The following is a 24,699-nucleotide window of genomic DNA, read 5'->3' as shown; positions in this document are numbered from 1 at the left end:
CTACTCGCGATGATAAGGGTGGTTGTTATTTAAGCTCCAGCCTCTGTAAAGACTTTCAGCAACAATAATGCGTACCAAAGGGTGTGGGAGCGTTAAATTTGATAACGACCATTTTTGCTCAGAGGCCGCAATACACTCGGGAGCTAAGCCTTCTGGTCCGCCAATCAGTAAACTGACATCGCGACCATCAAGTTGCCACTTTTCCATGTTTTTCGCTAGCTGGTGAGTATCCAGTGCTTTACCGGTTACTTCTAGTGTGACAATACGATTGCCTTTAGGTATGGCGGCTAAGGTTTTTTCACCTTCGATGTGTAAAATACGCTTTATATCTGCGTTTTTGCCACGTTTACCTGCAGGTATTTCGATTAGTTCCAGTGCCATATCTTTGGGAAAGCGGCGCTGATATTCTGCAAAACCTGTTTCTACCCATGCTGGCATTTTTGTACCAACAGCAATCATTTGTATTTTCACGACGTTATTTCCAAGCGTTGTCTAAAATAGGGAGCTATTAGCCCCAAAGCTTTTCTAGATCGTAATAGCTACGTGCTTGATCTTGCATAACGTGAACAATCACATCACCTAAATCAACTAATGCCCATTCGCCATCGCTTTGGCCTTCGTAGCCTAATGGCTCTTCACCAGCGTGACGAGCTTCTTTTGCTAAGTTATCAGCAATTGACAATACATGACGTCTTGATGTGCCTGAACATACAATCATGTAATCGGTTACGTCTGAAGTGCCAGTTACGTCAAGTTGAATCACATCACGTGCTTTCATATCGTCAATTTTGTCTAGTGCAAAAGCGAGTAGTTGTTTCGAATCCAAGGTTTTGTCTCAATTTAAAATTTAATAGCGGTTATTTTAACACGCTGAGGGGTTTATACCAATCACTCTTGATAAAGCTGGTGCTGCTCAATATAGTGACTCACGGTGTCGGGTAATAGTTCACTCTTTTTAATACTTTTTTTAAGAGCTTGACGGATATTACTGGATGCGGCATCCAGTTGCTTACCTTCTAAAAAGTAAAGGTGTCCGCCATTTTTTTCGTTCAGTAGTGAAATATCGTTGCTCATAGCCTGCTGTTTGTAGTTTTTAAGTTCACCTTGTACATCACAGTTTTGACCTGGGCGTTGATACACCACTATATGGCATAGACTCGTTATTGTTTGCCACTGATACCATTTATCAAGGTTGTTGAATGAGTCCATACCAATTAAAAATAAAATAGGGGTATCGGGATTTTCTGCTCTTAGCTCTTGCAAGCTTAATAAAGAATACGACGGGCCGCTGCGTTTTAGTTCTCGTAAATCAAGCTTAAACTGCGAATATGGTTTAATTGCGGTTTTAAGCATTTCAATACGATGCTCGGTGCTGATCCCCGGTGCCGCTTTGTGTGCGGGTATTGCACAGGGCATAAAATAGAGTGAGTGTAATTTAAAGGTCGCAACGCATTGCTGCGCCATATTAAGGTGCCCCAAATGAACAGGATCAAAAGTGCCACCAAAAATTGCAATCATGATATTTTTCCTTTACTGACGGTTAGTATGGCACGGCAGTGGAATATCGAGTGGTTGGCAAAATTTAATACAAATATGTGCTAATGCTTGATAGGGCGCAATCAATACACCTTGTTTGTAGCTTGCATCAAATAATGCCAGTTCACTGCTAATACTTTCAAGGGTGTGAATATTTAGTCTGTTTATCGCTGTTTGTACCGGCACTTGCTGATTTTTCCAAATCGCTTTTTGCTTAAACAGGGTCGCTAATGACTCACCCTGCAGTAACCCTTGTTGTACACCTATTAAGGTATTTAAATCTTTATTGATGGCCCACAAAATACTCACTACTTCAGTGTTATCACTGGCAAGCTTATTTAATACTTTTATTGCTTGTGAAGTATGGCCGTTTAACAGGGCATCACTTAAATCAAAAATATCGAATTTAGATTGGTTTAGTAGCCCTTGCATTACCAGTTGCTGAGTAATGAGAGCGTCACCATGTATTAGCGACAGCTTTTCAAGCTCTTGGAAACAAGCCAGTAAATTGCCTTCAGTGGCATTAATTAAACTGAGCTTAGCCTCGTTTTGTAAATTAAGTGACAAGCGTTGGCACTGTTCATCAAGCCAACGTTTTAAGTGATTACCACTAAGCGGATAGCAGGGTACAAATAACCCTTGCTTATCGAGTGCTTTAAACCACGCACCGCGTTGCACATCTTGGCTTGCTTTGGCGCCTTTAACAATTAAAATGGTGTCAGGGTTTTCAAGCTCAACGACCTTTTTAAAGGTGTTTGCGCCGGGTGTACCAGGTTTTTGCTGGTTTAAATCAAGCTCAATAATCGTACGCGCACTAAACAACGACATACTTTGGTATTGCGCTATGATTTCCTGCCAATCAAAGCCTTGGGCTAAAGTGAATTTAATTACTTCATCAAAGCCTTGCGCTTTTGCGCTGTCGCGTATGAGCTGTACACATTGCGCTTCTTGAAAAGGCTCTTCACCAAAAACCAAATAAAAAGGTTTTAACCCCTTTTTTAATTCGCTAGGCAGCTGATTTGCATAACAACGCATTATAGTTGCGACAACTCTCTAACAATTCGACGACTCGCTTGCTGGCGAATTTCGCTGATCAGCAGTTCAAGCTCTTTTGCTTTAGCTAGTGCGTTGTCAGGATCATCTTGGTAATTACGGTAAAGCTCAAAACGTTTTTCAATGGCTTCTTGTTTTGGGCGTTTTACAACATAACTCACACTGTATGCCAGTTCATATTCAGCTACTTGTCCGTTTTGAAACAACGACAAGGTTTGACGCTCTAGCTGCTCTTTAAATAAATAAAGTTGCGCAGACTGTTTACTCGCAGGGACTAAAGTGACATCGCTCATAGCCAGTTCTGTTTGCAAATAGCTAAACAACGCTGATTTTTGATCATCACCCACCAAGGTTAGCTGTTTTAAATCATTGGGTAGGCTTGATGCTTTTTTAAGGTGAAAGCCACAGCTCGATAACAAAAAACAGACTAGCACTAAGGCTAGTCCGTTTTTAATGGCATTTAAAGTAGCCATATTAGTTAGCTACCACGTTAAGCAATTTACCTGGTACATAAATTACCTTGCGGATTGTTGCACCATCAGTAAATTTAGTGACGTTAGATTCTGCAAACGCGAGTGCTTCTACTTGCTCTTGCGTTGCATCAGCTGCAACCGTTAGTTTTGCACGTAATTTACCGTTTACTTGTACGATGATTAGTTTTTCATCTTCAACTAGGGCAGATTCGTCAACTTTTGGCCATGCTGCATCTAAAATATCACCTTCTTTACCTAGCTCTTGCCATAACTGATGCGATAAATGCGGTGTTATTGGTGCTAGCATAATAAGTAATGCTTCTAATGCCTCGTTAGCAATGGCAACATCTTGAGTGTCGTTTAATGGCGCTTTTAATAACTTATTAGACAGCTCCATGATTGCGGCAATCGCAGTGTTGAATGTTTGACGACGTTCAACATCATCGCTCACTTTTGCAATGGCTTTATGTAGCTCACGGCGAAGTACTTTTTGTGGGTTAGTAAGCGACGATTTATCAAGTGCTTGGAAGCCAACCGTTTTAACATCTACCGCGTATTTCCATACACGTTTTAAGAAACGGTGTGCGCCTTCAACCCCTGAATCTGACCATTCAAGCGTTTGCTCCGGTGGTGCAGTAAACATCATAAATAAACGCACGGTATCTGCACCGTATTGAGCAATTACTTCTTGTGGGTCTATGCCGTTATTTTTCGACTTAGACATTTTACTCATGCCAGATGAGAACACAGGTTCACCATCTTCTTTGTGCCATGCCTTGGTTACACGGCCTTTGTCGTCGGTTTCGGTATTTACATCACTTGGCGAAATCCATACATCGCCGCCTTTTTCATCTTTACGATAAAATGTTTCGGCAAGTACCATACCTTGACAAAGTAAGCGGTCGAATGGCTCGTCTGAATTTACTAAACCAAAGTCACGTAGTAATTTATGGAAAAAGCGCGAGTACAATAAGTGTAAAATTGCGTGCTCAATACCACCAATGTATTGGTTTACTGGTAACCAATAGTTAGCGGCTGCTGGATCTAACATACCCTCGTCATGGCGCGGGCTACAGTAGCGAGCGTAATACCATGATGACTCCATAAAGGTGTCAAAAGTATCAGTTTCATGAGTGGCAGGTACACCATTTACAGTTGTTTTAGCCCATTCTGGGTCAGCTTTAATTGGTGAGGTAACGCCATTCATTACCACATCTTCTGGTAAACGCACTGGTAGCATATCTTCAGTGGCAGCAAGCTCGTTGCCATTCTCATCACTCAGCATTGGAATTGGCGATCCCCAGTAACGCTGACGGCTTACACCCCAATCGCGTAGACGGAAGTTTACTTTACGCTCTCCCACACCTAATGCTTCTAGTTTGTCGGCAACAGCGTTAAAGGCGTTTTCAAAATCAAGGCCATCAAATTCACCTGAGTTTACTAATACCCCTTTTTCGGTGAATGCTTCTTGTGCTAGGTTTACTTCAAGCTCAGAGCCTTCAACTGGCGCAATAACTTGTTTAATATCTAGGCCGTAAGCTGTTGCAAATTCAAAGTCACGTTGGTCGTGCGCAGGTACTGCCATTACCGCACCTGAGCCATAATGCATTAATACAAAGTTAGCAACCCAAATTGGTAGTTGCTCGCCCGTTAATGGGTGAGTGGCGTAAAAGCCTGTTGCAATACCTTTTTTCTCCATGGTTGCCATGTCTGCTTCAGCAACTTTGGTGTTTTTGCATTCTTCAACAAACATTGCAATCGCGTCGCTATTTTTCGCCGCTTCTTGTGCAATAGGGTGGCCACCGGCAACGGCTAGGTATGTTACGCCCATAAATGTATCTGGGCGCGTAGTGTATACGCTAAATTTTTCGTTGTTATCGGTACGCGTAAATTCTATGTCTAAGCCTTCAGAACGACCAATCCAGTTGCGCTGCATGGTTTTAACTTGTTCAGGCCAGTCTTCTAATTTGTCTAAATCATCTAATAGCTCTTGTGCGTAGTCGGTAATTTTAATAAACCACTGTGGAATTTCTTTTTGTTCTACTACCGCACCTGAACGCCAACCGCGGCCGTCGATTACTTGCTCGTTAGCTAATACAGTTTGATCGACCGGATCCCAGTTAACCGTTGACATTTTTTTGTACACTAGGCCTTTTTCGTAAAGCTTAGTGAAAAACCATTGTTCCCATTTGTAATATTCTGGGTGGCAAGTCGCAATCTCGCGATCCCAATCGTAACCAAAACCTAATTGCTTAAGTTGGTTACGCATGTAGTCAATATTTTCGTAAGTCCACTTTGCAGGGGCTGTTTTATTTTTAATAGCCGCGTTTTCTGCAGGTAAACCAAACGCATCCCAACCCATAGGTTGCATTACGTTTTTGCCTTGCAAGCGCTGGAAGCGAGAAACCACGTCACCAATGGTATAGTTACGCACATGACCCATATGCAGTCGACCACTTGGGTAAGGAAACATTGAGAGGCAATAGTACTTTTCTTTGCTCTCATCTTCTGTGGCTTTAAATACTTGGTTTTCTTCCCAGTAGCGTTGGACTTTTGACTCTATGTCTTGTGGGTTATATTGCTCTTGCATTTACGTTTCCAAACTTCTTGCATACTAATAAAAAATTGTCGATAGGATACCCCAAATAAAGCGCTATTCACAGCGCCAAAGCGGCGCTTTTTGTAAATTTGCGAGTAAATTAGTTTTCAGTACAGGTTAACCTATACTTATCTATGATATAGAGTAAATCAGTAGACGTTTTGAAGGAGTATAAAATGGCAGATTACAGAACATGGCTTAGTGATTTAACCGATTGGTTAAAAGATGTGAAAGAGCATGAAGTTAAAGCCGCAGTAAAGCGATTTATTGAATCTGAGCAGGCACTTAAAGATTTAGGTGAAGAAAAATACCAGCTTTATCGTAATTACTTAATGCGTGACATTTCTCACCTACAAGAAAATAATAGCTACTATAATTCGCTTGCATGGCAGGAGCTTAAAGAGTCATTGTGGTTTGAGCTTTCTCATATTGAAGACAAAACACAGCTTGAATGGCAGTCATTAAGTGAAGATTTTAAGCATAATGGTGTTTATCACGCAGGTGAATGGATAGCCATGGGCACATTAGTATGTAAGAATTGCAACCATAGTTATGATGTTTACCATGCAACGCAAATTATTCCTTGCACGCAGTGTGATGGCATCTATTTTAGCCGCCAGGCTTTACAACCCTAAATATAAGTATTGAGTGGCTGTAGGCCACTCAATATGCCCAAATCTAGCAATTAAGCTGGTAAAAAAAGAAGTTAGAATGACGAAAAAACTGCTGCCACTACCCGTATCAAATCTTGCACCGAGTATTTCTTCGAGCCATGTAAACACTTGCATGAGCAATCCATACCCTGAGCAACTTACCTTTATAGGCCAACAACGTGCGCAAAGTGCATTGGACTTCTCTTTAGGAATGGACCTACCCGGTTATAATGTTTACGTAATGGGAGAGGCGGCACACGGGCGTTTTACCTTAGTAAAAGACAAATTAAAACAACACGCTAAAGAGCGCACAACACCGCATGAATGGCTGTATGTTAATAACTACGACGATCACCGTGAGCCTATTGCGTTATTTATGCATGCAGGGCAAAGCAAACAATTAGCCGATGACATTGACTCATTTATTGATGAAGTACTCGACACCTTTCCTGCTGCATTTGATAACCCAGCTTATCAGCGCAAGAAAAAATCGATAGACCGTGAGTTTAACGATGCTTACGACGGCGCCATTACCGCAGTAGAAATAGCCGCGCTTGAGCAAAGTGTGGCACTAATTGAAGAAAAAGGCGTAGTCGGCTTTGCACCGCTGATTGATGGCAAGCAACTTACCGATAATGAATTTTCTGATTTGGAAGATGATTTACGTGAGATGTTTTTTGAGCGTATAGAAAAATTAGAAGATACCCTCATTGAAGCGCTTATTGAGTTGCCGCGCTGGAAACGTGAATCCAAAGAAAAGCTTCGCAACCTTAAAAAGTCTACTGCTGAGCAAGCCACTAAACCATTATTAAAAGATTTAGAACATAAATATGCCAGCCATATTGGTGTACTGCGTTATTTAAAAGATATACGCGTAGAAATTATTGATGCCGTGCTTGAATGGCTTGATGATGAAGGTGAAAGCGAAGAAAACAAAGAAGACTTTGACCGTAAAGGCATGCTTACCGACTTTTTTGCACCTAATATTTTAGTTGAATACAAAGAAGGCGATGCAGCACCGGTTGTGTATGAACCTAATCCAACCTTTGGTAATATTTTTGGCAAAATTGAATACGCCACATCGCAAGGGTCGTTAATTACCAGCTATCGAACAATTCAACCTGGTGCATTGCACCGTGCGAATGGCGGCTATTTAATTATGGATGCTGAAAAAGTAATGGCTCAACCCCAAGTGTGGGATGGACTAAAGCTGTCGCTAAAAACGCATCAAATTAAAAATGACTTACCTTATCAAGACAGTGTAGTTGGAAGTAGCTTTACGCTTCGCCCGCAGTTAATACCGCTTGATGTAAAAATTATTTTACTTGGCTCTCGTGAACTTTATTACACCATCGGTGAATACGACGAGGAATTTGCAGAGTTATTTAGAGTACTTGCCGATTTTGATTATTACTTACCAAGTAGCGATAAGCTGCAGTATCAGTTTATTACTAAAGTCAGTGATTACTGCGAGCAAACATTAAAGTGCACGTTAAACGAAGCCGCAATGGTGCGATTACTTAAATTTAGTTATCGCCAAGCAGAGCACCATAATAAGTTATCAGCACGTTTTGCTGATGTGTTAGAGCTTGTGGCTGAGGCCAGTTTTTACGCTAAGCAAGACAAGCTAACGGTGATTGATGCACGCCATATTGACGAAGCCATACAAGGCAAGCAGTACCGTACGGGGCAAATTAGCGAAAACATGCTCAGCGATATAAAGGAAGGGCATACTTTAATAGCTACTGAAGGCCAAGCCGTAGGTAAAGTAAATGGTTTGACTGTACTGCACATTGGTGACACCTCATTTGGCACACCTGCACGTATTACTGCTACCGTTTATGCGGGCGCTGACGGCGTAATTGATGTGGAACGCGAAGCTGAGCTGGGTAAAGCAATTCACTCAAAAGGGGTAATGTTGCTTACCGGTTATTTAGGTAACAAATACGCGCAACACTTTAGCTTAACACTCAGTGCGAATATCGCTATTGAACAAAGTTATGGTTACATAGATGGTGATAGCGCCTCTCTTGCTGAACTTTGTGCGCTAATTTCGGCCATTACGAGCTTACCTATCAGTCAGTCTATTGCACTAACTGGTTCAATTAACCAACATGGTGATGTGCAGGCCATTGGTGGTGTAAACGAGAAAATAGAAGGCTTCTTTAAGCTATGTAAAATGCGCGGCTTAACGGGTGAGCAAGGGGTTATTATTCCTAAATCGAACCAAGTTAATTTGGTGCTTGATGACGAAATACTCAATGCCGTTGAGTTAGGTAAGTTTAATATTTATGCTGTGGAAACCGTTGACCAAGCACTAAACTTATTAATGGATATCGAAGCGGGTGATATGGTTGATGAACACTACCCAGAAGATTCGGTTAATGGCGTTGCATTAGCGCGATTAAAAGACATTGCTGATATTGTTAATGGCGATAACAGCGACGAAAAAGACCACGACTCAGAAGATGAAAAAGGGGAGTTATGATCAATATAATTTTACTGATTGTTATCGCTATTTTTTGCGTTTTAATTTTTAAAAACAGTAAAAAAGCCAAGCAGCAAGCAATCGCAAACGCACAGATTGAAAGTGATTATTTAATTGCCAATGTAAAAACTGAAGGCGTAAATGAAACCGCATCTGGCTTGCAATATAAAATAATCCATAAAGGACAGAGCGAAAATACACCTAGCCCAACGAGTATGGTTAAAGTGCATTATCATGGCACTTTAATCGACGGCACTGTATTTGACAGCTCAGTGGAGCGCAAAACTCCGATTAGCTTTGGTTTGCACCAAGTTATAAAAGGTTGGACAGAAGGCCTACAACTGATGAGCCCAGGCGATAAATTTCAGTTTTATATACCGCATCAGCTCGCCTATGGTGAAAAGCGAGTAGGGAGTATTCCTCCTGCATCATTGCTTATTTTTGAAGTGGAATTACTGGCTATTGAGTCGTAATTTTAAAGAAAAAAAACACTTTAAGCCTTACCTTAATCAAGTAGGGCTTTTTATTTGCCTCATTAGCCAATTCTACTCAAGTATTTAAAATATCAGTCGATACCTAAAATAGTGACAAATTTATTTTAGGGATAAAATAATGAAGATTTCAACCGCCTCAATTCAATATCAAGCATCTAATTATAACAATCAGGCTTTAGTAGAAACAGAGCCGCAACCTAAAGATGATGAATCACAAGAACAACCTGACTATGTTTTATCAGAGTTTTTAGATGCGAAGGTTCAAAAATACAGCGAAGATAACGCAACATTTGCTGAGCAATATCAAAATTTAGAAAAGGCATATAAATATTTCACCCAGCAAGTGGTTGCATTACAAGAACAAGTAAATAAGCTTAAGCAGAGTACGGTACAACGGAGTTTAACCATTGATAATAGCCAATATGGGCCAGCTGAAGAGGTCTATCAGTTGACTATGGATGCTGAGCATATGGGAGCTAAAAAGTATAAAACCGAGCAACAACAAGAAGAGATAAATAGATTGGAGCTGCAACTTAGTGAGGTAAAGTCTCAGCAGGCAGCAATAAAACAACAAATTATTGAGCTAGTAATCAACGAAATGAAAAGGCGAGGCGACGACTTCACTGTTTAACCTTGTAATGTACGCAGAGAAGTTAGTTTTTAAACTCAATTTTTTCTACCTCAAACCTAAATTCCCCCGCCTGCTTACCAGCAATCATAAAGCCAAGCTGCTTTATCTCTTTGAAGCTAATTGTAGGCTGTTGTTCAAGTAAACGGCCGCGAAAAGTAAGCTGAAAATCTTCAGGTAAAAACTCAATATTAAGCCACTCACTTTTCGTGGTACTGAACGAATGTGTATAAGCCGCCCCATCCATGTACTCATTAGTTCTTAAACGTAATTGGTAGGTTTGACCATCGCCCTTAACACGCAGCACTATTTTAGTAATGTTTTGGTTTTTTACATCTAATAGCGTACGGATAGAAGCAAACCCTCCATTGTTTGCAAGCGATACGTTGCCTGTAAACACTAAATTGCCGTCATTTTGTAAAACCTGACTATTAGAAATGCCACCCATCACCGAATCATTAACCACATACCAGCGAGCATTGGCGTTTGCCTCGGTGGTGGCAAACAGTAAGTTAAACACAAAAAGTGATGAGAGTTGTTTGGCGGTCATGAGTAATTCCTTAAAACCATTATTAACAATAATACGTTTTGATGTAATAATTGTTCACATAATTATTTTAATACTGGGATAAGGCAATCCTTAATTAAAATATCAGCTAAATTAAAGATGTCATAGAGCATAAGGATATTAATTTATATGACAAAAAAGCCTGTGATTCTCATTATCATAGCATTTATTGTTATGATGCTCGGCCCTGTTGGTATTTATGAGTGGTACACTTCAATCGACCCCTCCTTTATCCCTAACCGTTTTTATGACTTTTTAAGTTCTTGGGTTTTAGGCTTTATTACTATTTCTTTAGTGTGTGCCTTTCTATTTCATTTAATAAAAACGCCAAATGCAAAAGAAGAGTTTAATACTCACTTTGATCAAGAAGGGGTTATCCTTAAATATTTAAGTATCATTATGATACCTATTTTGCTGTATGCATATCTTTGGGCTGTCATTTGTGCGCCGATTCAACTATGGGCGCATTATCATTTAGGCGATTATTGGTCTGAAGAATATATCTTAGTTGAGTCTGAAGCTTGTTATAGCGATTATGAGCCGAATTGCGTTCGTTTACTCTTTGCAGATACATCTACAAACAAACAGCATACCATCAGGTGGTATTTAGATAAGCACAAGCTTTTAAAACTTAAAAATACAAAAGTGAACTTAGTCGGCGAAAAAAGTTACTTTGGCTATCTTGTTAACGAAATACAATGGTAAAAACGAAAGGGAATTAAATGAAAAGTAATAATTTTAATGAGAGCATAAAAGGTTTTTTTTGGGGAATTGGGTTTGTAATAGCAATGCTTGGCGGTATTAGTGCATTCGCCCTGACAATTGCCGCTGATGTTGACAGTGGATTTAAAACAATGGTTTCTAATAAAGCATTAGAAACAAGTGATGAATTTAACAATGACTATAATCTAACTCTTTCTGAAATATACAAAGAAAATGGTCAAGTAAGAATCGCAGCTGAATTAAAAAATATTACTAACGAGAGCATTTATACGGGAACCGTTATTGCTTCTACATTTGACGAAAGTGGCAAGTTTATTGGTAATTGTGTAGGCAAAAGCACAGACAGCTTTTTAGAACCTAGCGAAGTTAGCTATGTTGACATTAAATGCAATTTATTTAGATCACAAGCAAGTAAAGTTCACTCGACAAAGCTTAAAATTAAGTGGTTTTAGGGTAAGTTTAAATAAAAAGAGCCATACGAAATATGACTCTTTTTTATTTGAAATAGATGTAATAGAGTTATTTTATTGAGGCAATAAACTCTTCATCTGCATATAGGTTTGTTAGTAATTTTTGAACTAACTCTACGTAGCTTTTTTGACCATTAGGGATAGCGATCGCTCCCATAAATGAAGAGTCAAAAGTGTGTTCGGCCATGATTTCTTTTTCGAATAAGATAATATTCTCTTCTGAAACGATAAAGTTTACTTTTATAAATGAACTTCCCTCGGAGAAACCCGTAACATCAATATCTTGGTCAATTACTTTGCCAGTTACTTGCTTTTTAGCAACACCAGACCAAAGCTTGGCTAACTTAAGCTCTTGCAACAAAGCATTTTCAATATATTTACCATAACTGTTGCCTACAGATGAAATAAGAGGTGAGCCTCTAAGTGAAATTTTATTTAGTTTCTTTTCAGATTTAATTGTGCCAACAGATAGAGGGGAAGCCGTTTCTTGCTTTAATTTTGAAACGTTACCAATGTCTGCACTATAAGGAGGCACTTGAATTGTACATGCACTTAAGAATAAAACCCCGATTAATCCTATTGAACTTCTATACTTCATTTTAATTCTTTCCTTACTCATAGTTTTGACTGCTCTAACTCTACAACTAGTTTGTTAAATGCTTCTTCTGTTGCACGCTTTGCTGATAAAGAAAAGTCGTTTTTAAACTCATCAAATTCAGCTTTGCCAAAACCTTTAACTTCAGTATTCCATGCTATATCGCCATTGTTATTTAAAGTTTTACAGTTTAACGTGAAAGTAAACTCTGTAGGTGGCCATGTAAATAAACTATCTGAACTAGATTCAGTTGTTATTGTAGGTATAAATACATATTCAATTTTATTGTCTTGTAAAAATGTATTATCAGTTAAGGATTCAAGCTTATAAACGTTTTCAAATTTATTAGAAAGTACAGTATATAATGCAGCTTCTGTGTCTTTATAAGGTTTGTAACTAACATTATCGCCACCACCACCAGGTGTTTTTACTTGTTTTTTAATATCATCTTCAGAAATATAATAACCTACAACAGATATTGATTTATTTTCTGAAAGCTGAAGTTTTTCAGTGTCTGGATTTAAACTTATCTGGTGGGCACAGCCACTTAAAACAAGTACCGAAAACAAGAAAAACATGTTAGTTAATAACTTCAAAATATACTCCATATATTTAATTTTTAAAGAAAAAGTAGTTTTATTGATAATATATGTTTTGTAGTTGTATTGTAAATAATGTTAACTTTATATTTGTAAATGGTTGTAACTTTTGTGTTTGATGTTTTTTGTTTTGAGGTGTTTTTTATTTTAAATAAAGATGAGTTCGCTTGAGCAAAAATTAAAAAGCGCGTAATTTAACCGCGTTACCTATTTTAATAACAAGTATAATAATGAAAGCACAAGAATTAGAACAATTAGCGTTATCTAAAGCCGAAACTCGAGAAGTGATCACGCCGTATGCCTTTGAGGTTGATAATGCTTTACTTGGCTTGCCTTTGGCTTCGCCGACTCGGCGCGCATTAGCAATGATTATAGATGTTGCATTAATATTCTTAGCTGCAAAGCTCAGTGCGACTATTATTGCATTCGTTGCTGCGATGGCTTTTTACAAAGGAACGGCGCAGCAATACCTTCCTAAAATGTCGAGTGTGTGGCGAAGAATATTAAAAATAGTAGCAGCAAGTATTTTATTTGTAAGCGCTCTTGCTGTGCTTTCAATTGGCATAGATTACTTAGAAGGCGATGACTCTGCTCAAGGCTTAACTGTTCAAGGCTTAAAAATACAGGATGACATTCAGCTTACTTCCACAAAAAAAAAGCAGGTAAATGCCTACTTAGTGCAAACAGACGACGAAAGCTGTGAGCAATCTTGTCAACAAAATGCACTTGATAATTTGATTGGGCAAGTACCCAAATTAGCCGAAATGGACGACCTACAAAACCCACAACTTGCAAAAGCATTTTTACAATTATTAGTGCTTGGTGAAAATAACGGATTAAAGCTTGCGCAGTTAACAGAAGATAAACCCGCACAAACAACCACACACAGTATTTTGCAGTGGGGCAAAGGTATTATTCAAGATTTAGGTTTGGGTTTTGGCTGGGCGGCTGTGTACTTCACACTGTTTTCTTTATTATGGCGCGGTCAAACCCCTGGTAAAAAGCTCTGTAACACCAGAGTGGTTGCATTAAGTGGTGAATCACTGGGTTTACTTGATTGTTTTGGCCGCTACGGTGGTTACGGTGCAGGTTTTGCCACTGGCTTGTTAGGTTTTTTACAAGTTTACTGGGATCCAAACAGGCAAGCCATTCAAGATAAAATATCAGCCACGGTGGTTATTAAAGGGAGTATTAACCAAGTTGTAAATGTGCAAACGGTAGAAGAGACTGTTAAAAGTTAATTTCAGCAGTGCCGTATTATATTGATTCAATCAGCAACTTTTTTAATATATTTTTTTTGTTTGTATCTTTTTTACAGTTGCATCCATTATTTGGGCGATTAGTTCAAAATCTTTAAGGGATTCTGGTGAATCAAAGTAACCGAGGGCTTCAATACCTTTGTCTAACTTACATATAGTGCGTGTATTTTCACCTTTCTTTGTACGTGGAAAATAAAATCTTTCTCCGAATTTTCTAATGTGTTCAGAGTAAATGTCAAAATGAGGATGTACAATTAAAAACTGTGATGTAGTCGGATATCTAGTTCTTTTCTTATTAGAAGGTAAAGGTTTTATTACATCGATACTTTGCTTTGCACTATTACAGTCAGCGCATGCGACACAAAGGTTTTTAGCAGTAAAAATAAAATTTTTATATCGAGACTTTGGAGCTATATGCTCAACTTGGCAATTAGCAGCACTTGTTAAACTAACAGGGTTTTTACAATAGCAGCATAAAAATTTTTGGGCATTGCGATAGTGGCTTCTTATGCTTGATCTTAAGCTCTCTAAACTATCATTAGACCAATCAACATGATTAAATTCTGGAGACTCCATAACTTCTTTAATTAGGGCTTTTTGCTCTTTAGTAAATTCTATTGCTTTTAACTCATTGTCCATAAACTTTAAATACCTCATTCAAAGAGTCAATGAGTTCCAATATAGGGTCATCGCGACTCATTTTTAGTTTCATACGATTAAGCATTTGCAGATGTTTAATATCTAGTTCGTCAAAGAACTTGTATGTTTTGACTTTTGAGTAAATATGCATAGAAATTTTAAGCAGATATTCATTACTGTGACCTGGTGATTCAAAAATATTTACAAGCTGATAGTCTGAGGAGCGTAAATAATGCTCCGATGCATCGGATAAACTATTTTTTTGAATATTTAAAATTTCACAGTTTGTTGTCGATATATTTGAAACTATCAGTGGCGAGTGAGTCGCAATAATAAAATGACAACCAGAGTAAGTATTCAGAGATTGATTTAAAATATCTACAAACCGCTCTTGCCAAGTAGGATGCAAACTTATTTCTGGTTCATCAATTAATACTAATGAGTTATCTTCAATTGAAGCCACGACTCCTAGAAAGAGTAAAAAAAGACATTGCTCACCAGAACTTCGAGCTGATAGAGATTTGACTTTGGCATCTGGCGATAAGTAATTTGTTTTTGAAGATTGATCTTTGACTGTTTCAATATCTGCTACAACGACTAAACCTGAACGTATTAAATCAGACAACTCCCTTTTATCAAATTCAATACTATAACCTAAACTTGTCGGTATTAATTTTAAAGATTGATTACTAAGGCTTAATAAAATTTCAGGTGAGGTATAAACAGTTTCGAGTTTTGAAAGCAAATTTAAAAGCTCAATTTTCTCAAAGTGGTAGGCTGCAGCTTGAAGTTTCAGTTGTGCCTCTAAAGAAATATTTTTAATATCTCCAGAAGATATAGTGATAAGTTCATCTTCTGTGATTGTTGGGGTTAATTTAATCTTTAGTACGCTACTAAAGCCAAATTCATCTAGAAATGCTTTTAGCGCATTGGCTTTGCGTAGTTCAAATGTTTGCTGTATGAGTAGTTGTTTTATTGCATTTGATGCTATACGCACTGAAGGGCTTAAATCTTGTATGTATGGCTTAGAGCCGATATATGAATATACTTCAGATAACCATTCATATTCATCGGCCTTAAATTCACTTTGGAAGCGCTCAAATTGGCTCGTTGAGGCGCATATTACTTTTTGTGGGAATTCAGCCCCAAATATAAGCCTAAGAGTTTCGTAATCACTTTTATCATTTAATCGGCGAAGTTTATCTTTACCAGTCTGTGTTTGAGGTTTGTATAGCTCTGCATATTTTGAATAATACTTTCTGTAGATATCCAGCAAAAGCTCTGTTTTACCACTGCCATTATCACCCACAACAACGGTAAAGGCGTGCTTTTCATTATCGATACCATTAAAAAGCTTAATACTACCTATATTTCGTGCTCGAAATCCCATTTCCACACCTTTTTACATTTGAAGACTATTTAGCCTTTGCTTGAATTTACTGTAAACCTAACCCCAAATCCAATCATACCCAATAACAATATAAACCCCCATACAAATCCATTGCCGTATTGGCTATACACGCTATCCCCTTGTATTAGCTTTATATTGGCTTTGAGTGTGGTAGCTTCAAACTGTGGCATAGTTTGGCGTGTTTGGCTTATGGGGTCGTATACACCGCTTATGCCGTTGTTGGTAACACGCACTAATGGACGCTGAAGTTCAAGGGCGCGCATACGGGCAATTTGCATATGCTGGTGGGGGCCGATTGAATCACCAAACCAAGCATCATTACTCACCGTAAATAATATGTCTGAGTCGCTTTTGTAGTTACCACGCACTAAATCGGCAAATACTATTTCGTAACAAATAGCGGGCAGCAGGTTAAAGCCATTCGCACGTAAATTATCTTGTACTTTATCTCCGCGAGAGAACGATGACATAGGCAAATCAAATAACGGAGCTATGGGGCGTAGTATGTCTTCAAAGGGAACAAACTCACCAATCGGCAGTAATTGATGTTTTTGATAGCGGTTACTGTCTAAGTAACGATAGTGGCCGTGTTCATCATTTTGCTCTTTGTTACCGACCACAATTAGCGTATTGAAAATGGTTTTAGTGTCGCGTTGGTAATCGACAATACCGGTCACTAATGCAGTTTTATTGAATGAGGCGGCACTGTCTAAACCTGCTAAATACGAATCGGCAAGCGCTTCTATCTCAGGCACTGCAGCTTCAGGCCACACGATTAAATCGGCATCCCAGTGACGGCGCGTCATATCCTGATACTTACTCATGGTGGTCCAAAACTCACTGGGGTCAAACCGCAAGTGTTGTTTTATATTACCTTGTACAAGCAGCACAGAGAGGTCTTTATCGGAGTAATGGGTTACCTTTGTAAAGTGTGCGCCTGTGAAGGCAAGCAAAACCACAGCAGCGGTAACAACAGGCATTTTAAATTGTTTTTGCGTTAAGCTGTACAATGCAAAGCCTATGGCAATACATAATAGTGTGAGCCCAAATTCACCAATTAAAGGAGCAAAGGCATTCAGAGGGCTATCGGTTTGTGTATAACCAAAGCTTAACCAAGGAAAACCAGTTAACAGGTTGGCACGCAAATATTCACTAATAGCAAAACAAGGGAGTAATAGCGCTGCAAAACTTATAGAGCCGTTTGAAAAGCGAGTGGTTGCCCACAGCGCCAGCGCAGGAAATAACGCAAGGTAGCTACAAAGCAGTGCCATTAATGCAATTGAGGCGATAAGTGGCATACCGCCAAAGGTGGCGATAGAAACATGTACCCAACTTATACCTGCACCAAACCAGCCTAGACCAAATATAAAGCCATATTTAGCGGCTGTTTTAGCATGTACTTTTCCATTGAGGTTTGCAGGAATACAAAAAAATAGCGAGCCTATGCTAAAAAATACAATCGGCCAAATACCAAAAGGAGCGTAGCTAAAAGTTAAAACAAGGCCCGCAACCAGTGCGAGCCATGCTTTTTTATCTTTTGCTAGTAGGGTGAGACTAGTTAGCAGTTTCTTCACTGTCGTTATCATCAGCCTTAGGAATCGTGACTTGCAGTTGCAATATACGACGATTATCAGAATTGGTTACTTTAAACTGAAATCCCTCTATATCGATGGTTTCGCCACGGCTCGGCATATGGCCAAAGGCGTGTAACACGGTACCACCAATAGTGTCGGCATCTTGCGAGCTGTAACCTGATTTAAAATGCTCGTTAAAGTCATCTACAGGGGTCAGTGCCTGCACAACGTAAACATGCTTAGCCAGTTGACGAATATCTTGTTGTTCTTCTTCTTCATCGTGCTCATCTTCGATTTCGCCTACAATGATCTCAAGAATATCTTCAATGGTTACTAAACCCGATACACCGCCGTATTCATCAATTACAATCGCCATATGGTAGCGTTGCTGACGAAATTCATTAAGCAGGGTATCCACCCGTTTACTTTCAGGCACTACCATGGCAGGGCGCAAATAGTCACGTAGCGATGGTAAATGCTCATCTTTATTTAAAATGAGGGGTAATAAGTCTTTTGCGAGTAAAATCCCTTCTACATGGTCTTTATCTTCACACACTACCGGGAAACGAGAGTGGGTAGAGTCAACCATCATAGGTATGTGCTCTTCAAGCGGGCTATCAATTTCCAAAGTGACCATTTGTGAGCGCGGGATCATAATATCTCGCACTTTGAGCTCAGACACGCCAAGCACACCTTCAATCATTTCTTTGGTTTCAGGATCGATTACATCCCGCTCTTGGGCATCGGCAATTACCTCAACCAGCTCTTCTCTATTCTGGGGTTCCCCTTGCAACATCTGGGTTATACGACCCAGCCAAGTTTTGCCAGAAGAACCCTGGCTAGATTGCGAGTTATCGTCGCTCATTACGTCTAATTGCTCCGTTTATTTAAATATCGTCCCGATATGGGTCTGCTATGTTTAGTTCAGCAAGTAATTGCTTTTCTATGCTTTCCATCTCTAACGCGTCTTCACTCTTTATATGGTCAAATCCAAGTAAATGCAAGCATCCATGAATAACCATATGAGCAAAGTGGTCATGAAATGACTTTTCTTGCTCTTGCGCCTCAGCCAAAACAATGGCAGGACAAATAATTAAGTCACCCACAAGTGGGATATCAATACCCGGTGGCGCTTCAAATTCAAATGATAATACGTTGGTAGGCTTATTTTTACCTCGGTAGTCATTATTGAGCTGTTGCGACTGTTCTTCATCGCTGATGACAATGGTCAGCTCAGACTCATCACGATATTGGCTAAGTACTTTATCGGCCCACATGGCAAACTGCTCAAGGCTGGGTAAGTTGTCAAACTCACACGCTATTTGTAAATCAAGTTCTGTTTTCACGGTATTACTCTTTAGTAGCAGGTTGCTCTTGAGCGGCAAGCGCTTCTTTGGCTTGTTGTTTCTCTAATCGCTTAAGGCGTTCACGCTCATCGTTGCGCTCATACGCTTCTACAATGCGGGCTACTACAGGGTGGCGTACCACATCGTGCGATTTGAAAAAGTTAAAGCTAATTTCATCAACGCCATCTAACACTTCAATAGCATGGCGAAGACCTGAGCGCGCACCCCGAGGTAAATCAACTTGGGTTATATCGCCGGTGATCACTGCTTTAGAATTAAAACCAATACGGGTTAAGAACATTTTCATTTGCTCTGTAGTGGTATTTTGGCTTTCATCTAAAATAATAAACGCATCATTAAGTGTGCGCCCACGCATGTAAGCCAATGGCGCAATTTCAATGATGTTTTTTTCAATCAGTTTTTCAACACGCTCAAAGCCAAGCATTTCAAATAAGGCATCGTAAAGTGGGCGTAAGTAAGGGTCTATTTTTTGGCTTAAGTCACCCGGTAAAAAACCGAGTTTTTCACCCGCTTCAACCGCAGGGCGAGTGAGCAATATACGGCGTATTTCTTGGCGCTCTAGTGCATCAACTGCCGCTGCAACAGCAAGATAGGTTTTACCTGTACCTGCAGGGCCAATACCAAAGGTAATGTCGTGGTGCAAAATATTAGCAACATACAAGCCTTGGTTATCGTTTCGCGGTTTAATAACGCCACGACGGGTTTTAATCATCATTTCTTTGCCATAAGCACTGTGTGCAACATCTTGCTCAAGCGCTTTAGACTCAGTGATGGCTAAATGTACGTTGTCAGGCTCAATTTCGCCAATTTCCCCACGTACAGGTTGAGTATCAATATAAAGGTTTTTTAAGATCTCTACCGCGCCGGCGCTACTGTGTAGTTTACCGGTTACTTTAAAAAAGTTATCACGATGAATAATTTCAACACCTAGACGGCGTTCAATTTGTTTGATGTTTTCGTCAAACGGGCCACATAATGAAGAAAGGCGTTTGTTGTCGGCAGGTTCTAAATAAATCTCTAATGTTTTTAACTGATTACTCAAAATTACTTCCTATTACAGTGCGCCAGCGTTAACTGGCGCAATGAATTTTTGCAACTAAGGTACGAAAGTAGCAACGCCAATTTCGTTAGCTGTCTCGGTTTTTTGCTCACTCGCTGCTTTGGTTAAAATAGCAGAAGGCGCAATTTCGCGGCGTAAGTTCATTTCTGATTCTGTACGAATTAAGTCGCCACGTAAAGAGTTTGGTAACGCTTCGGTAATACGTACATCAACAAACTGACCGATCACTGTGTGTGGGCCAACAAAGTTAACTACACGGTTATTTTCAGTTCGGCCACGTAGTTCCATCGGGTTCTTCTTAGAAGGACCTTCAACTAAAATACGTTGCTCAGTATCAAACATTTGGCGGCTAATTTGCTGTGCCATTTGCGTAATACGGTTTTGCAATAAGTACAGGCGCTCTTTTTTCTCTTGCTCGGTTACGTCATCTGGTAAATCTGCCGCTGGCGTACCTGGGCGTGCACTGTAAATAAAGCTAAAGCTCATATCAAAACCAATATCGTTGATAAGGTTCATAGTAGCTTCAAAGTCGGCCTTGCTTTCACCTGGGAAACCTATAATGAAATCTGACGACATGCTTAGGTTAGGGCGAATTTTACGTAGCTTACGAATTGTTGATTTGTACTCAAGAGCAGTATGGCCGCGTTTCATTAAGTTTAAAACACGGTCTGAACCACTTTGGACTGGAAGGTGTAAGTGATCAACCAGCTCAGGCACATTAGCGTACGCATCAATAATGTCTGGTGTAAACTCTACAGGGTGTGAGGTGGTGTAACGAATACGGTCAATCCCGTCAATTGCAGCCACTAAGCGAATTAGATCTGAGAAATAGCAAATTTCACCATCGTGTGTATCACCACGGTATGCATTTACGTTTTGACCTAATAGGTTAACTTCACGTACGCCTTGCTCGGCTAACTGTGCAACTTCTAATAATACATCATCAACAGGGCGGCTTACTTCTTCACCACGGGTGTAAGGCACAACACAGAAAGTACAATATTTAGAACAACCTTCCATAATTGATACAAACGCAGAAGGACCTTCCGCTTTAGGTTCAGGTAAGCGGTCAAATTTTTCAATCTCAGGGAATGAAATATCAACTACAGATGAACCTTTATCGCCTTGTACTTGTTTAATCATCTCAGGTAAACGGTGCAAAGTTTGTGGACCAAAAATAACATCTACAAACGGAGCACGTTGGCGAATTGAATCACCTTCTTGTGATGCAACACAGCCACCAACACCAATAATAAGGTCTGGTTTGTCATCTTTTAATAACTTCCAACGACCTAGTTGGTGAAATACTTTTTCTTGCGCTTTTTCACGAATTGAACAGGTGTTAAGTAAGATAACATCAGCATCAGCAGCTTCTTCAGTTAGCTGATAGCCGTTGGTAGCATCTAGAAGATCAGCCATTTTCTGAGAGTCGTATTCGTTCATCTGACAACCCCAGGTTTTAATATGCAGCTTTTTGCTCATTGAAATATAGCCTCGTGTTCAATTCGATAGTGGCACAAATATGTGCTAGAAACAGGTATAAGTGGCGGAATTATTAAAATTTCGCTCGACTTAAAGGACGCGTATTTTAGCTGGATACACGCTCAAAACCAAGTATAGATTTCATGTTTGTGATCTGAAATCAATATAGTATGGGTTTAATAATAGAATTAAGCGAAGCGCTCACACTGAGCAAACTAATTACGATACAATCTAAGCAGAGTTAAGTCAGAATTAAAATGATGAAAAACATGGCTAAAAATAATGTAATTGTAGTAGGGGGCGGCATGGTTGGTGCCGCTATGGCTATTAAATTAGCGCAACAAGGCAAAGTCGTACGTGTTATTGAAAAACATCCAATAGATGCCTCACAGGTACTTAACAGTGATGACGTTGATATACGTGTTTCGGCTATTAATCGCTTTTCGGAAAAACTGCTTGATCAGCTCGGTGCGATGCCATTACTGCGAGCAAATAGATTGGCTCCCTATGAACAATTAGAGACCTTTGAACGGAGTAACGATCATTTATTATTTGATTGTCATGCTATTAATACCACCCATTTAGGTCATTTGATTGAGAATAAGCTAATTCAAGCCAGTTTATGGCAGCAATTTGAGCAACATAATATTGAGATGATTAATCCTTCATCGGCTTTAACGGCAATAGAGCAAAACCCTGATAGCATTAGCTTGCACTATAACGAACAAAGCTATACTGCTGATTTAGTCATTGCAGCGGATGGTGGGCAATCACAATTACGTAGCAAAGCCAATATTGGTATAACTGGTTGGCAATATCAGCAGCATTGTATGGGCGTGCTAATAAAGCTCGATGCACCACAACAAGTTAAAACATGGCAGCAGTTTACACCTACAGGGCCTGTTGCGTTTTTACCTATGCAAGCACCTTATGCAAATTTAATTTGGTATGACGATGCAAATACCCTCAAAGCATTTAAAGCCCTACAACCTAGCGAATTAAAAGCCCATATTATTGAAAAGTTTCCAAAGCTTGCTGGTGATTTTGAAGTACAAAGCCATGCTATATTTCCTCTGGCAAGGCAGCATGCCAATAATTATTCACAAGGCAGACTCGTTTTAGTGGGTGATGCGGCGCACACCATTAATCCTCTGGCAGGACAGGGTGTTAATTTAGGCTTTCAAGATGTAGCTGCTTTAGCTGAAGTGTTACGTACAGCTGATGATGTAGGGTGCCCGCTAATGCTTAAAGAATACGAGCGTAGTCGTCGTAACGCTAATTTGTTAATGATGAGTATGATGGATGCTTGTTACTTTGGTTTCTCAAATCAAATAGCCCCATTAAAATGGGCGCGCAGCACATTTTTAAAGTTAGCTAATAATACAGGGCCGGTAAAAAACTGGGTGCTGAAATACGCAATAAGCGGTGAGCTTAGTTAAAATACTTATAGTTATTAAAAGGCTCAAATTTGGGTCTTTTTTTATGCCCAAGAAAAAGTGGTGTAAATTATAAAGGTAAAAAAAATTAAAGATATAAATTATATAATTGGAATTGAGGATAAATCGTGAAGTGTAATCAAAGAAGTGTGCAAATTGGCTGGGATACCAGGATTTGAACCTGGGAATGCCAGGATCAAAACCTGGTGCCTTACCGCTTGGCGATATCCCAACTCTAAATTTGGATGAGTTTTAGTTCTAGTTAAGAACATGGTGCGGAAGGAGAGACTTGAACTCTCACATCCTAAGATACTGGAACCTAAATCCAGCGCGTCTACCAATTCCGCCACTCCCGCATACAGGCTTATATTTATACTCTTAACAGAGTTTTCTTATACAACGCTCTTTGGTAGAAGAAGTTGGCTGGGATACCAGGATTTGAACCTGGGAATGCCAGGATCAAAACCTGGTGCCTTACCGCTTGGCGATATCCCAACTAAGAAATTGCTGATAATTTTAATTCTTATCAAGAATGTGGTGCGGAAGGAGAGACTTGAACTCTCACATCCTAAGATACTGGAACCTAAATCCAGCGCGTCTACCAATTCCGCCACTCCCGCATACAAATTTATATTTAGACTCCTAACAGAGTATTTCTTAATTCAACGTTCTTTGGTAGAAGAAGTTGGCTGGGATACCAGGATTTGAACCTGGGAATGCCAGGATCAAAACCTGGTGCCTTACCGCTTGGCGATATCCCAACTAAGAAATTGCTGATAATTTTAATTCTTATCAAAGAATATGGTGCGGAAGGAGAGACTTGAACTCTCACATCCTAAGATACTGGAACCTAAATCCAGCGCGTCTACCAATTCCGCCACTCCCGCATATCACTTTGAATTAATCAAAGAAATGGTAGTTATTTTAAACTCTTCATTGAGTTGCAATTTAACTCTTGCAGAGCCACTTCTAAAAAGAAATGGTGGCTAAGACGGGATTTGAACCTGTGACCCCATCATTATGAGTGATGTGCTCTAACCAGCTGAGCTACTTAGCCATTGTTGGCTGGGATACCAGGATTTGAACCTGGGAATGCCAGGATCAAAACCTGGTGCCTTACCGCTTGGCGATATCCCAACAATAAACAATTGATAGTTTGAATTCTTATCAAGAATATGGTGCGGAAGGAGAGACTTGAACTCTCACATCCTAAGATACTGGAACCTAAATCCAGCGCGTCTACCAATTCCGCCACTCCCGCATTATCACTTTGAATTAATCAAAGAAATGGTAGTTATTTTAAACTCTTCATTGAGCAACAAAAAACAAATGGTGGCTAAGACGGGATTTGAACCTGTGACCCCATCATTATGAGTGATGTGCTCTAACCAGCTGAGCTACTTAGCCATCTTTTTTGTTAGCACTTCATCGCTGAGTGCGGGGCGTATTATGCTGATATGCCCCAAATTCGTCAACACCTTTTTTGCAAAAAAACACTTAAGTTGGTTTGTTTGCAGGAAAAATAGGCTAACCGGCTACTTTTTAATTAAAACGTTGCTTTTTTAACACTCTTTATCAGCGTGGCATTGTAA

At 39.6% G+C, this 24,699-nt stretch carries 24 protein-coding genes and 10 tRNA genes; 8 read left to right on the top strand and 26 right to left on the bottom strand.

Annotation, left to right across the window (positions count from 1 at the left end; genetic code table 11):
* From rlmH to leuS, 6 genes are all read right to left on the bottom strand, one after another.
* Positions 1 to 471 carry a 23S rRNA (pseudouridine(1915)-N(3))-methyltransferase RlmH gene (gene rlmH, locus ACNSN3_RS09515; RefSeq protein ID WP_002958522.1) on the bottom strand — a complete coding sequence of 157 codons (471 nt, stop codon included), beginning with the start codon at positions 469 to 471 and terminating at the stop codon, positions 1 to 3.
* Between the two features lie 37 nt (positions 472 to 508).
* Positions 509 to 826: a ribosome silencing factor gene (gene rsfS, locus ACNSN3_RS09510; RefSeq protein ID WP_010388304.1), complete on the bottom strand. Its 318-nt coding sequence runs from the start codon at positions 824 to 826 to the stop codon at positions 509 to 511.
* A 62-nt stretch (positions 827 to 888) separates the two neighbouring features.
* Positions 889 to 1,518, bottom strand: a complete 630-nt coding sequence (nadD, locus tag ACNSN3_RS09505) for a nicotinate-nucleotide adenylyltransferase (RefSeq protein WP_054202454.1) — start codon at positions 1,516 to 1,518, stop codon at positions 889 to 891.
* 12 nt (positions 1,519 to 1,530) lie between these two features.
* The gene (gene holA, locus ACNSN3_RS09500) at positions 1,531 to 2,571 is read right to left on the bottom strand and encodes a DNA polymerase III subunit delta (protein ID WP_055012799.1); all 1,041 of its coding nucleotides are present in this window, start codon (positions 2,569 to 2,571) and stop codon (positions 1,531 to 1,533) included.
* The gene (gene lptE, locus ACNSN3_RS09495) at positions 2,571 to 3,062 is read right to left on the bottom strand and encodes an LPS assembly lipoprotein LptE (protein WP_010388311.1); all 492 of its coding nucleotides are present in this window, start codon (positions 3,060 to 3,062) and stop codon (positions 2,571 to 2,573) included. Before lptE ends, holA begins: the two co-directional genes overlap by 1 nt.
* Position 3,063: 1 nt before the next feature.
* Positions 3,064 to 5,652: a leucine--tRNA ligase gene (leuS, locus tag ACNSN3_RS09490; RefSeq protein ID WP_075169587.1), complete on the bottom strand. Its 2,589-nt coding sequence runs from the start codon at positions 5,650 to 5,652 to the stop codon at positions 3,064 to 3,066.
* 185 nt (positions 5,653 to 5,837) lie between these two features.
* On the opposite strand from leuS, the gene ACNSN3_RS09485 reads away from it, so the two are divergent.
* The 4 genes from ACNSN3_RS09485 (at position 5,838) to ACNSN3_RS09470 (ending at position 9,927) form a co-directional block, all read left to right on the top strand.
* On the top strand, positions 5,838 to 6,296 hold the full coding sequence (locus tag ACNSN3_RS09485; protein WP_010388317.1) for a zinc ribbon-containing protein: 459 nt from the start codon (positions 5,838 to 5,840) through the stop codon (positions 6,294 to 6,296).
* Between the two features lie 76 nt (positions 6,297 to 6,372).
* Entirely contained in the window at positions 6,373 to 8,802 is a 2,430-nt protein-coding gene (locus ACNSN3_RS09480; protein WP_418607147.1) for a Lon protease family protein, read from the top strand.
* Complete coding sequence (locus ACNSN3_RS09475; RefSeq protein ID WP_418607145.1) at positions 8,799 to 9,275, top strand: FKBP-type peptidyl-prolyl cis-trans isomerase; 477 nt, start codon at positions 8,799 to 8,801, stop codon at positions 9,273 to 9,275. The genes ACNSN3_RS09480 and ACNSN3_RS09475 overlap by 4 nt, the downstream gene beginning before the upstream one ends.
* A gap of 139 nt (positions 9,276 to 9,414) precedes the next feature.
* On the top strand, positions 9,415 to 9,927 hold the full coding sequence (locus ACNSN3_RS09470) for a hypothetical protein (protein ID WP_054202459.1): 513 nt from the start codon (positions 9,415 to 9,417) through the stop codon (positions 9,925 to 9,927).
* A 22-nt stretch (positions 9,928 to 9,949) separates the two neighbouring features.
* Here the strand turns inward: ACNSN3_RS09470 and ACNSN3_RS09465 are convergent, their stop codons facing one another.
* Positions 9,950 to 10,474, bottom strand: coding sequence for a CIA30 family protein (locus tag ACNSN3_RS09465; protein WP_054202460.1), 525 nt, complete (start codon positions 10,472 to 10,474; stop codon positions 9,950 to 9,952).
* Positions 10,475 to 10,621: 147 nt separating this feature from the next.
* Between ACNSN3_RS09465 and ACNSN3_RS09460 the strand changes: the two genes are divergently transcribed.
* On the top strand, positions 10,622 to 11,197 hold the full coding sequence (locus ACNSN3_RS09460; RefSeq protein WP_418607143.1) for a hypothetical protein: 576 nt from the start codon (positions 10,622 to 10,624) through the stop codon (positions 11,195 to 11,197).
* Between the two features lie 17 nt (positions 11,198 to 11,214).
* Positions 11,215 to 11,667 (top strand): ATPase, encoded by a 453-nt coding sequence (locus ACNSN3_RS09455; RefSeq protein WP_138622761.1) that lies wholly within the window; start codon positions 11,215 to 11,217, stop codon positions 11,665 to 11,667.
* Between the two features lie 67 nt (positions 11,668 to 11,734).
* Here the strand turns inward: ACNSN3_RS09455 and ACNSN3_RS09450 are convergent, their stop codons facing one another.
* Together ACNSN3_RS09450 and ACNSN3_RS09445 are read right to left on the bottom strand one after the other, a co-directional pair.
* Positions 11,735 to 12,283: a hypothetical protein gene (locus ACNSN3_RS09450; RefSeq protein WP_138622763.1), complete on the bottom strand. Its 549-nt coding sequence runs from the start codon at positions 12,281 to 12,283 to the stop codon at positions 11,735 to 11,737.
* Positions 12,284 to 12,300: 17 nt separating this feature from the next.
* A complete protein-coding gene (locus ACNSN3_RS09445; RefSeq protein WP_054202464.1) occupies positions 12,301 to 12,876 on the bottom strand; it encodes a hypothetical protein in 576 nt (191 codons plus the stop codon).
* 233 nt (positions 12,877 to 13,109) lie between these two features.
* Between ACNSN3_RS09445 and ACNSN3_RS09440 the strand changes: the two genes are divergently transcribed.
* Positions 13,110 to 14,120, top strand: coding sequence for an RDD family protein (locus ACNSN3_RS09440; protein ID WP_418607140.1), 1,011 nt, complete (start codon positions 13,110 to 13,112; stop codon positions 14,118 to 14,120).
* A 42-nt stretch (positions 14,121 to 14,162) separates the two neighbouring features.
* Here the strand turns inward: ACNSN3_RS09440 and ACNSN3_RS09435 are convergent, their stop codons facing one another.
* Genes ACNSN3_RS09435 through miaB form a run of 7 tightly spaced genes read right to left on the bottom strand, consistent with a single transcriptional unit; the run spans position 14,163 to position 21,671 of the window.
* A complete protein-coding gene (locus tag ACNSN3_RS09435; RefSeq protein ID WP_418607138.1) occupies positions 14,163 to 14,777 on the bottom strand; it encodes an HNH endonuclease in 615 nt (204 codons plus the stop codon).
* Positions 14,767 to 16,167 (bottom strand): ATP-binding protein, encoded by a 1,401-nt coding sequence (locus tag ACNSN3_RS09430; RefSeq protein WP_138622769.1) that lies wholly within the window; start codon positions 16,165 to 16,167, stop codon positions 14,767 to 14,769. Before ACNSN3_RS09430 ends, ACNSN3_RS09435 begins: the two co-directional genes overlap by 11 nt.
* A 29-nt stretch (positions 16,168 to 16,196) precedes the next feature.
* Positions 16,197 to 17,762, bottom strand: coding sequence for an apolipoprotein N-acyltransferase (gene lnt, locus ACNSN3_RS09425; RefSeq protein WP_418607137.1), 1,566 nt, complete (start codon positions 17,760 to 17,762; stop codon positions 16,197 to 16,199).
* A complete protein-coding gene (corC, locus tag ACNSN3_RS09420) occupies positions 17,743 to 18,627 on the bottom strand; it encodes a CNNM family magnesium/cobalt transport protein CorC (protein ID WP_010388331.1) in 885 nt (294 codons plus the stop codon). The genes lnt and corC overlap by 20 nt, the downstream gene beginning before the upstream one ends.
* Positions 18,628 to 18,649: 22 nt before the next feature.
* Positions 18,650 to 19,108 (bottom strand): rRNA maturation RNase YbeY, encoded by a 459-nt coding sequence (gene ybeY / locus ACNSN3_RS09415; protein WP_010388332.1) that lies wholly within the window; start codon positions 19,106 to 19,108, stop codon positions 18,650 to 18,652.
* A gap of 4 nt (positions 19,109 to 19,112) precedes the next feature.
* Positions 19,113 to 20,171 (bottom strand): PhoH family protein, encoded by a 1,059-nt coding sequence (locus tag ACNSN3_RS09410; RefSeq protein WP_010388333.1) that lies wholly within the window; start codon positions 20,169 to 20,171, stop codon positions 19,113 to 19,115.
* A gap of 54 nt (positions 20,172 to 20,225) precedes the next feature.
* Positions 20,226 to 21,671 (bottom strand): tRNA (N6-isopentenyl adenosine(37)-C2)-methylthiotransferase MiaB, encoded by a 1,446-nt coding sequence (gene miaB / locus ACNSN3_RS09405; protein ID WP_418607135.1) that lies wholly within the window; start codon positions 21,669 to 21,671, stop codon positions 20,226 to 20,228.
* 257 nt (positions 21,672 to 21,928) lie between these two features.
* Between miaB and ACNSN3_RS09400 the strand changes: the two genes are divergently transcribed.
* Positions 21,929 to 23,110 (top strand): FAD-dependent monooxygenase, encoded by a 1,182-nt coding sequence (locus ACNSN3_RS09400; RefSeq protein WP_418607134.1) that lies wholly within the window; start codon positions 21,929 to 21,931, stop codon positions 23,108 to 23,110.
* 154 nt (positions 23,111 to 23,264) lie between these two features.
* On the opposite strand, the gene ACNSN3_RS09395 is transcribed toward ACNSN3_RS09400, so the two are convergent.
* The 10 genes from ACNSN3_RS09395 to ACNSN3_RS09350 form a co-directional block, all read right to left on the bottom strand.
* A tRNA-Gln gene (locus tag ACNSN3_RS09395) sits at positions 23,265 to 23,339 on the bottom strand.
* A gap of 39 nt (positions 23,340 to 23,378) precedes the next feature.
* Positions 23,379 to 23,463 (bottom strand) — tRNA-Leu (locus ACNSN3_RS09390).
* Between the two features lie 64 nt (positions 23,464 to 23,527).
* Positions 23,528 to 23,602 (bottom strand) — tRNA-Gln (locus ACNSN3_RS09385).
* 40 nt (positions 23,603 to 23,642) lie between these two features.
* Positions 23,643 to 23,727 (bottom strand) — tRNA-Leu (locus tag ACNSN3_RS09380).
* A 66-nt stretch (positions 23,728 to 23,793) separates the two neighbouring features.
* Positions 23,794 to 23,868, bottom strand: a tRNA-Gln gene (locus ACNSN3_RS09375).
* A 41-nt stretch (positions 23,869 to 23,909) separates the two neighbouring features.
* A tRNA-Leu gene (locus ACNSN3_RS09370) sits at positions 23,910 to 23,994 on the bottom strand.
* 93 nt (positions 23,995 to 24,087) lie between these two features.
* Positions 24,088 to 24,164, bottom strand: a tRNA-Met gene (locus tag ACNSN3_RS09365).
* 5 nt (positions 24,165 to 24,169) lie between these two features.
* Positions 24,170 to 24,244 (bottom strand) — tRNA-Gln (locus tag ACNSN3_RS09360).
* Positions 24,245 to 24,283: 39 nt separating this feature from the next.
* A tRNA-Leu gene (locus ACNSN3_RS09355) sits at positions 24,284 to 24,368 on the bottom strand.
* A 69-nt stretch (positions 24,369 to 24,437) separates the two neighbouring features.
* Positions 24,438 to 24,514: transfer RNA gene (locus ACNSN3_RS09350), tRNA-Met, on the bottom strand.
* Positions 24,515 to 24,699 lie beyond the last annotated feature (185 nt).

The sequence above is a fragment of the Pseudoalteromonas sp. US3C1004 genome, from assembly GCF_048401065.1.
Lineage (GTDB): Bacteria > Pseudomonadota > Gammaproteobacteria > Enterobacterales > Alteromonadaceae > Pseudoalteromonas > Pseudoalteromonas undina.
This window is presented reverse-complemented; position numbering and strand designations above follow the sequence as displayed.

Coding starts and splice junctions, on each gene's coding strand:
- ACNSN3_RS09440 (WP_418607140.1), top strand. CDS start 13,110: ATGAAAGCACAAGAATTAGAACAATTAGCGTTATCTAAAGCCGAAACT.
- ACNSN3_RS09430 (WP_138622769.1), bottom strand. CDS start 16,167: ATGGGATTTCGAGCACGAAATATAGGTAGTATTAAGCTTTTTAATGGT.
- ACNSN3_RS09465 (WP_054202460.1), bottom strand. CDS start 10,474: ATGACCGCCAAACAACTCTCATCACTTTTTGTGTTTAACTTACTGTTT.
- ACNSN3_RS09455 (WP_138622761.1), top strand. CDS start 11,215: ATGAAAAGTAATAATTTTAATGAGAGCATAAAAGGTTTTTTTTGGGGA.
- holA (WP_055012799.1), bottom strand. CDS start 2,571: ATGCGTTGTTATGCAAATCAGCTGCCTAGCGAATTAAAAAAGGGGTTA.
- miaB (WP_418607135.1), bottom strand. CDS start 21,671: ATGAGCAAAAAGCTGCATATTAAAACCTGGGGTTGTCAGATGAACGAA.
- ACNSN3_RS09480 (WP_418607147.1), top strand. CDS start 6,373: ATGACGAAAAAACTGCTGCCACTACCCGTATCAAATCTTGCACCGAGT.
- ACNSN3_RS09400 (WP_418607134.1), top strand. CDS start 21,929: ATGATGAAAAACATGGCTAAAAATAATGTAATTGTAGTAGGGGGCGGC.
- nadD (WP_054202454.1), bottom strand. CDS start 1,518: ATGATTGCAATTTTTGGTGGCACTTTTGATCCTGTTCATTTGGGGCAC.
- leuS (WP_075169587.1), bottom strand. CDS start 5,652: ATGCAAGAGCAATATAACCCACAAGACATAGAGTCAAAAGTCCAACGC.
- ACNSN3_RS09475 (WP_418607145.1), top strand. CDS start 8,799: ATGATCAATATAATTTTACTGATTGTTATCGCTATTTTTTGCGTTTTA.
- ACNSN3_RS09435 (WP_418607138.1), bottom strand. CDS start 14,777: ATGGACAATGAGTTAAAAGCAATAGAATTTACTAAAGAGCAAAAAGCC.
- ACNSN3_RS09470 (WP_054202459.1), top strand. CDS start 9,415: ATGAAGATTTCAACCGCCTCAATTCAATATCAAGCATCTAATTATAAC.
- ACNSN3_RS09450 (WP_138622763.1), bottom strand. CDS start 12,283: ATGAAGTATAGAAGTTCAATAGGATTAATCGGGGTTTTATTCTTAAGT.
- ACNSN3_RS09485 (WP_010388317.1), top strand. CDS start 5,838: ATGGCAGATTACAGAACATGGCTTAGTGATTTAACCGATTGGTTAAAA.
- ACNSN3_RS09460 (WP_418607143.1), top strand. CDS start 10,622: ATGACAAAAAAGCCTGTGATTCTCATTATCATAGCATTTATTGTTATG.
- corC (WP_010388331.1), bottom strand. CDS start 18,627: ATGAGCGACGATAACTCGCAATCTAGCCAGGGTTCTTCTGGCAAAACT.
- lptE (WP_010388311.1), bottom strand. CDS start 3,062: ATGGCTACTTTAAATGCCATTAAAAACGGACTAGCCTTAGTGCTAGTC.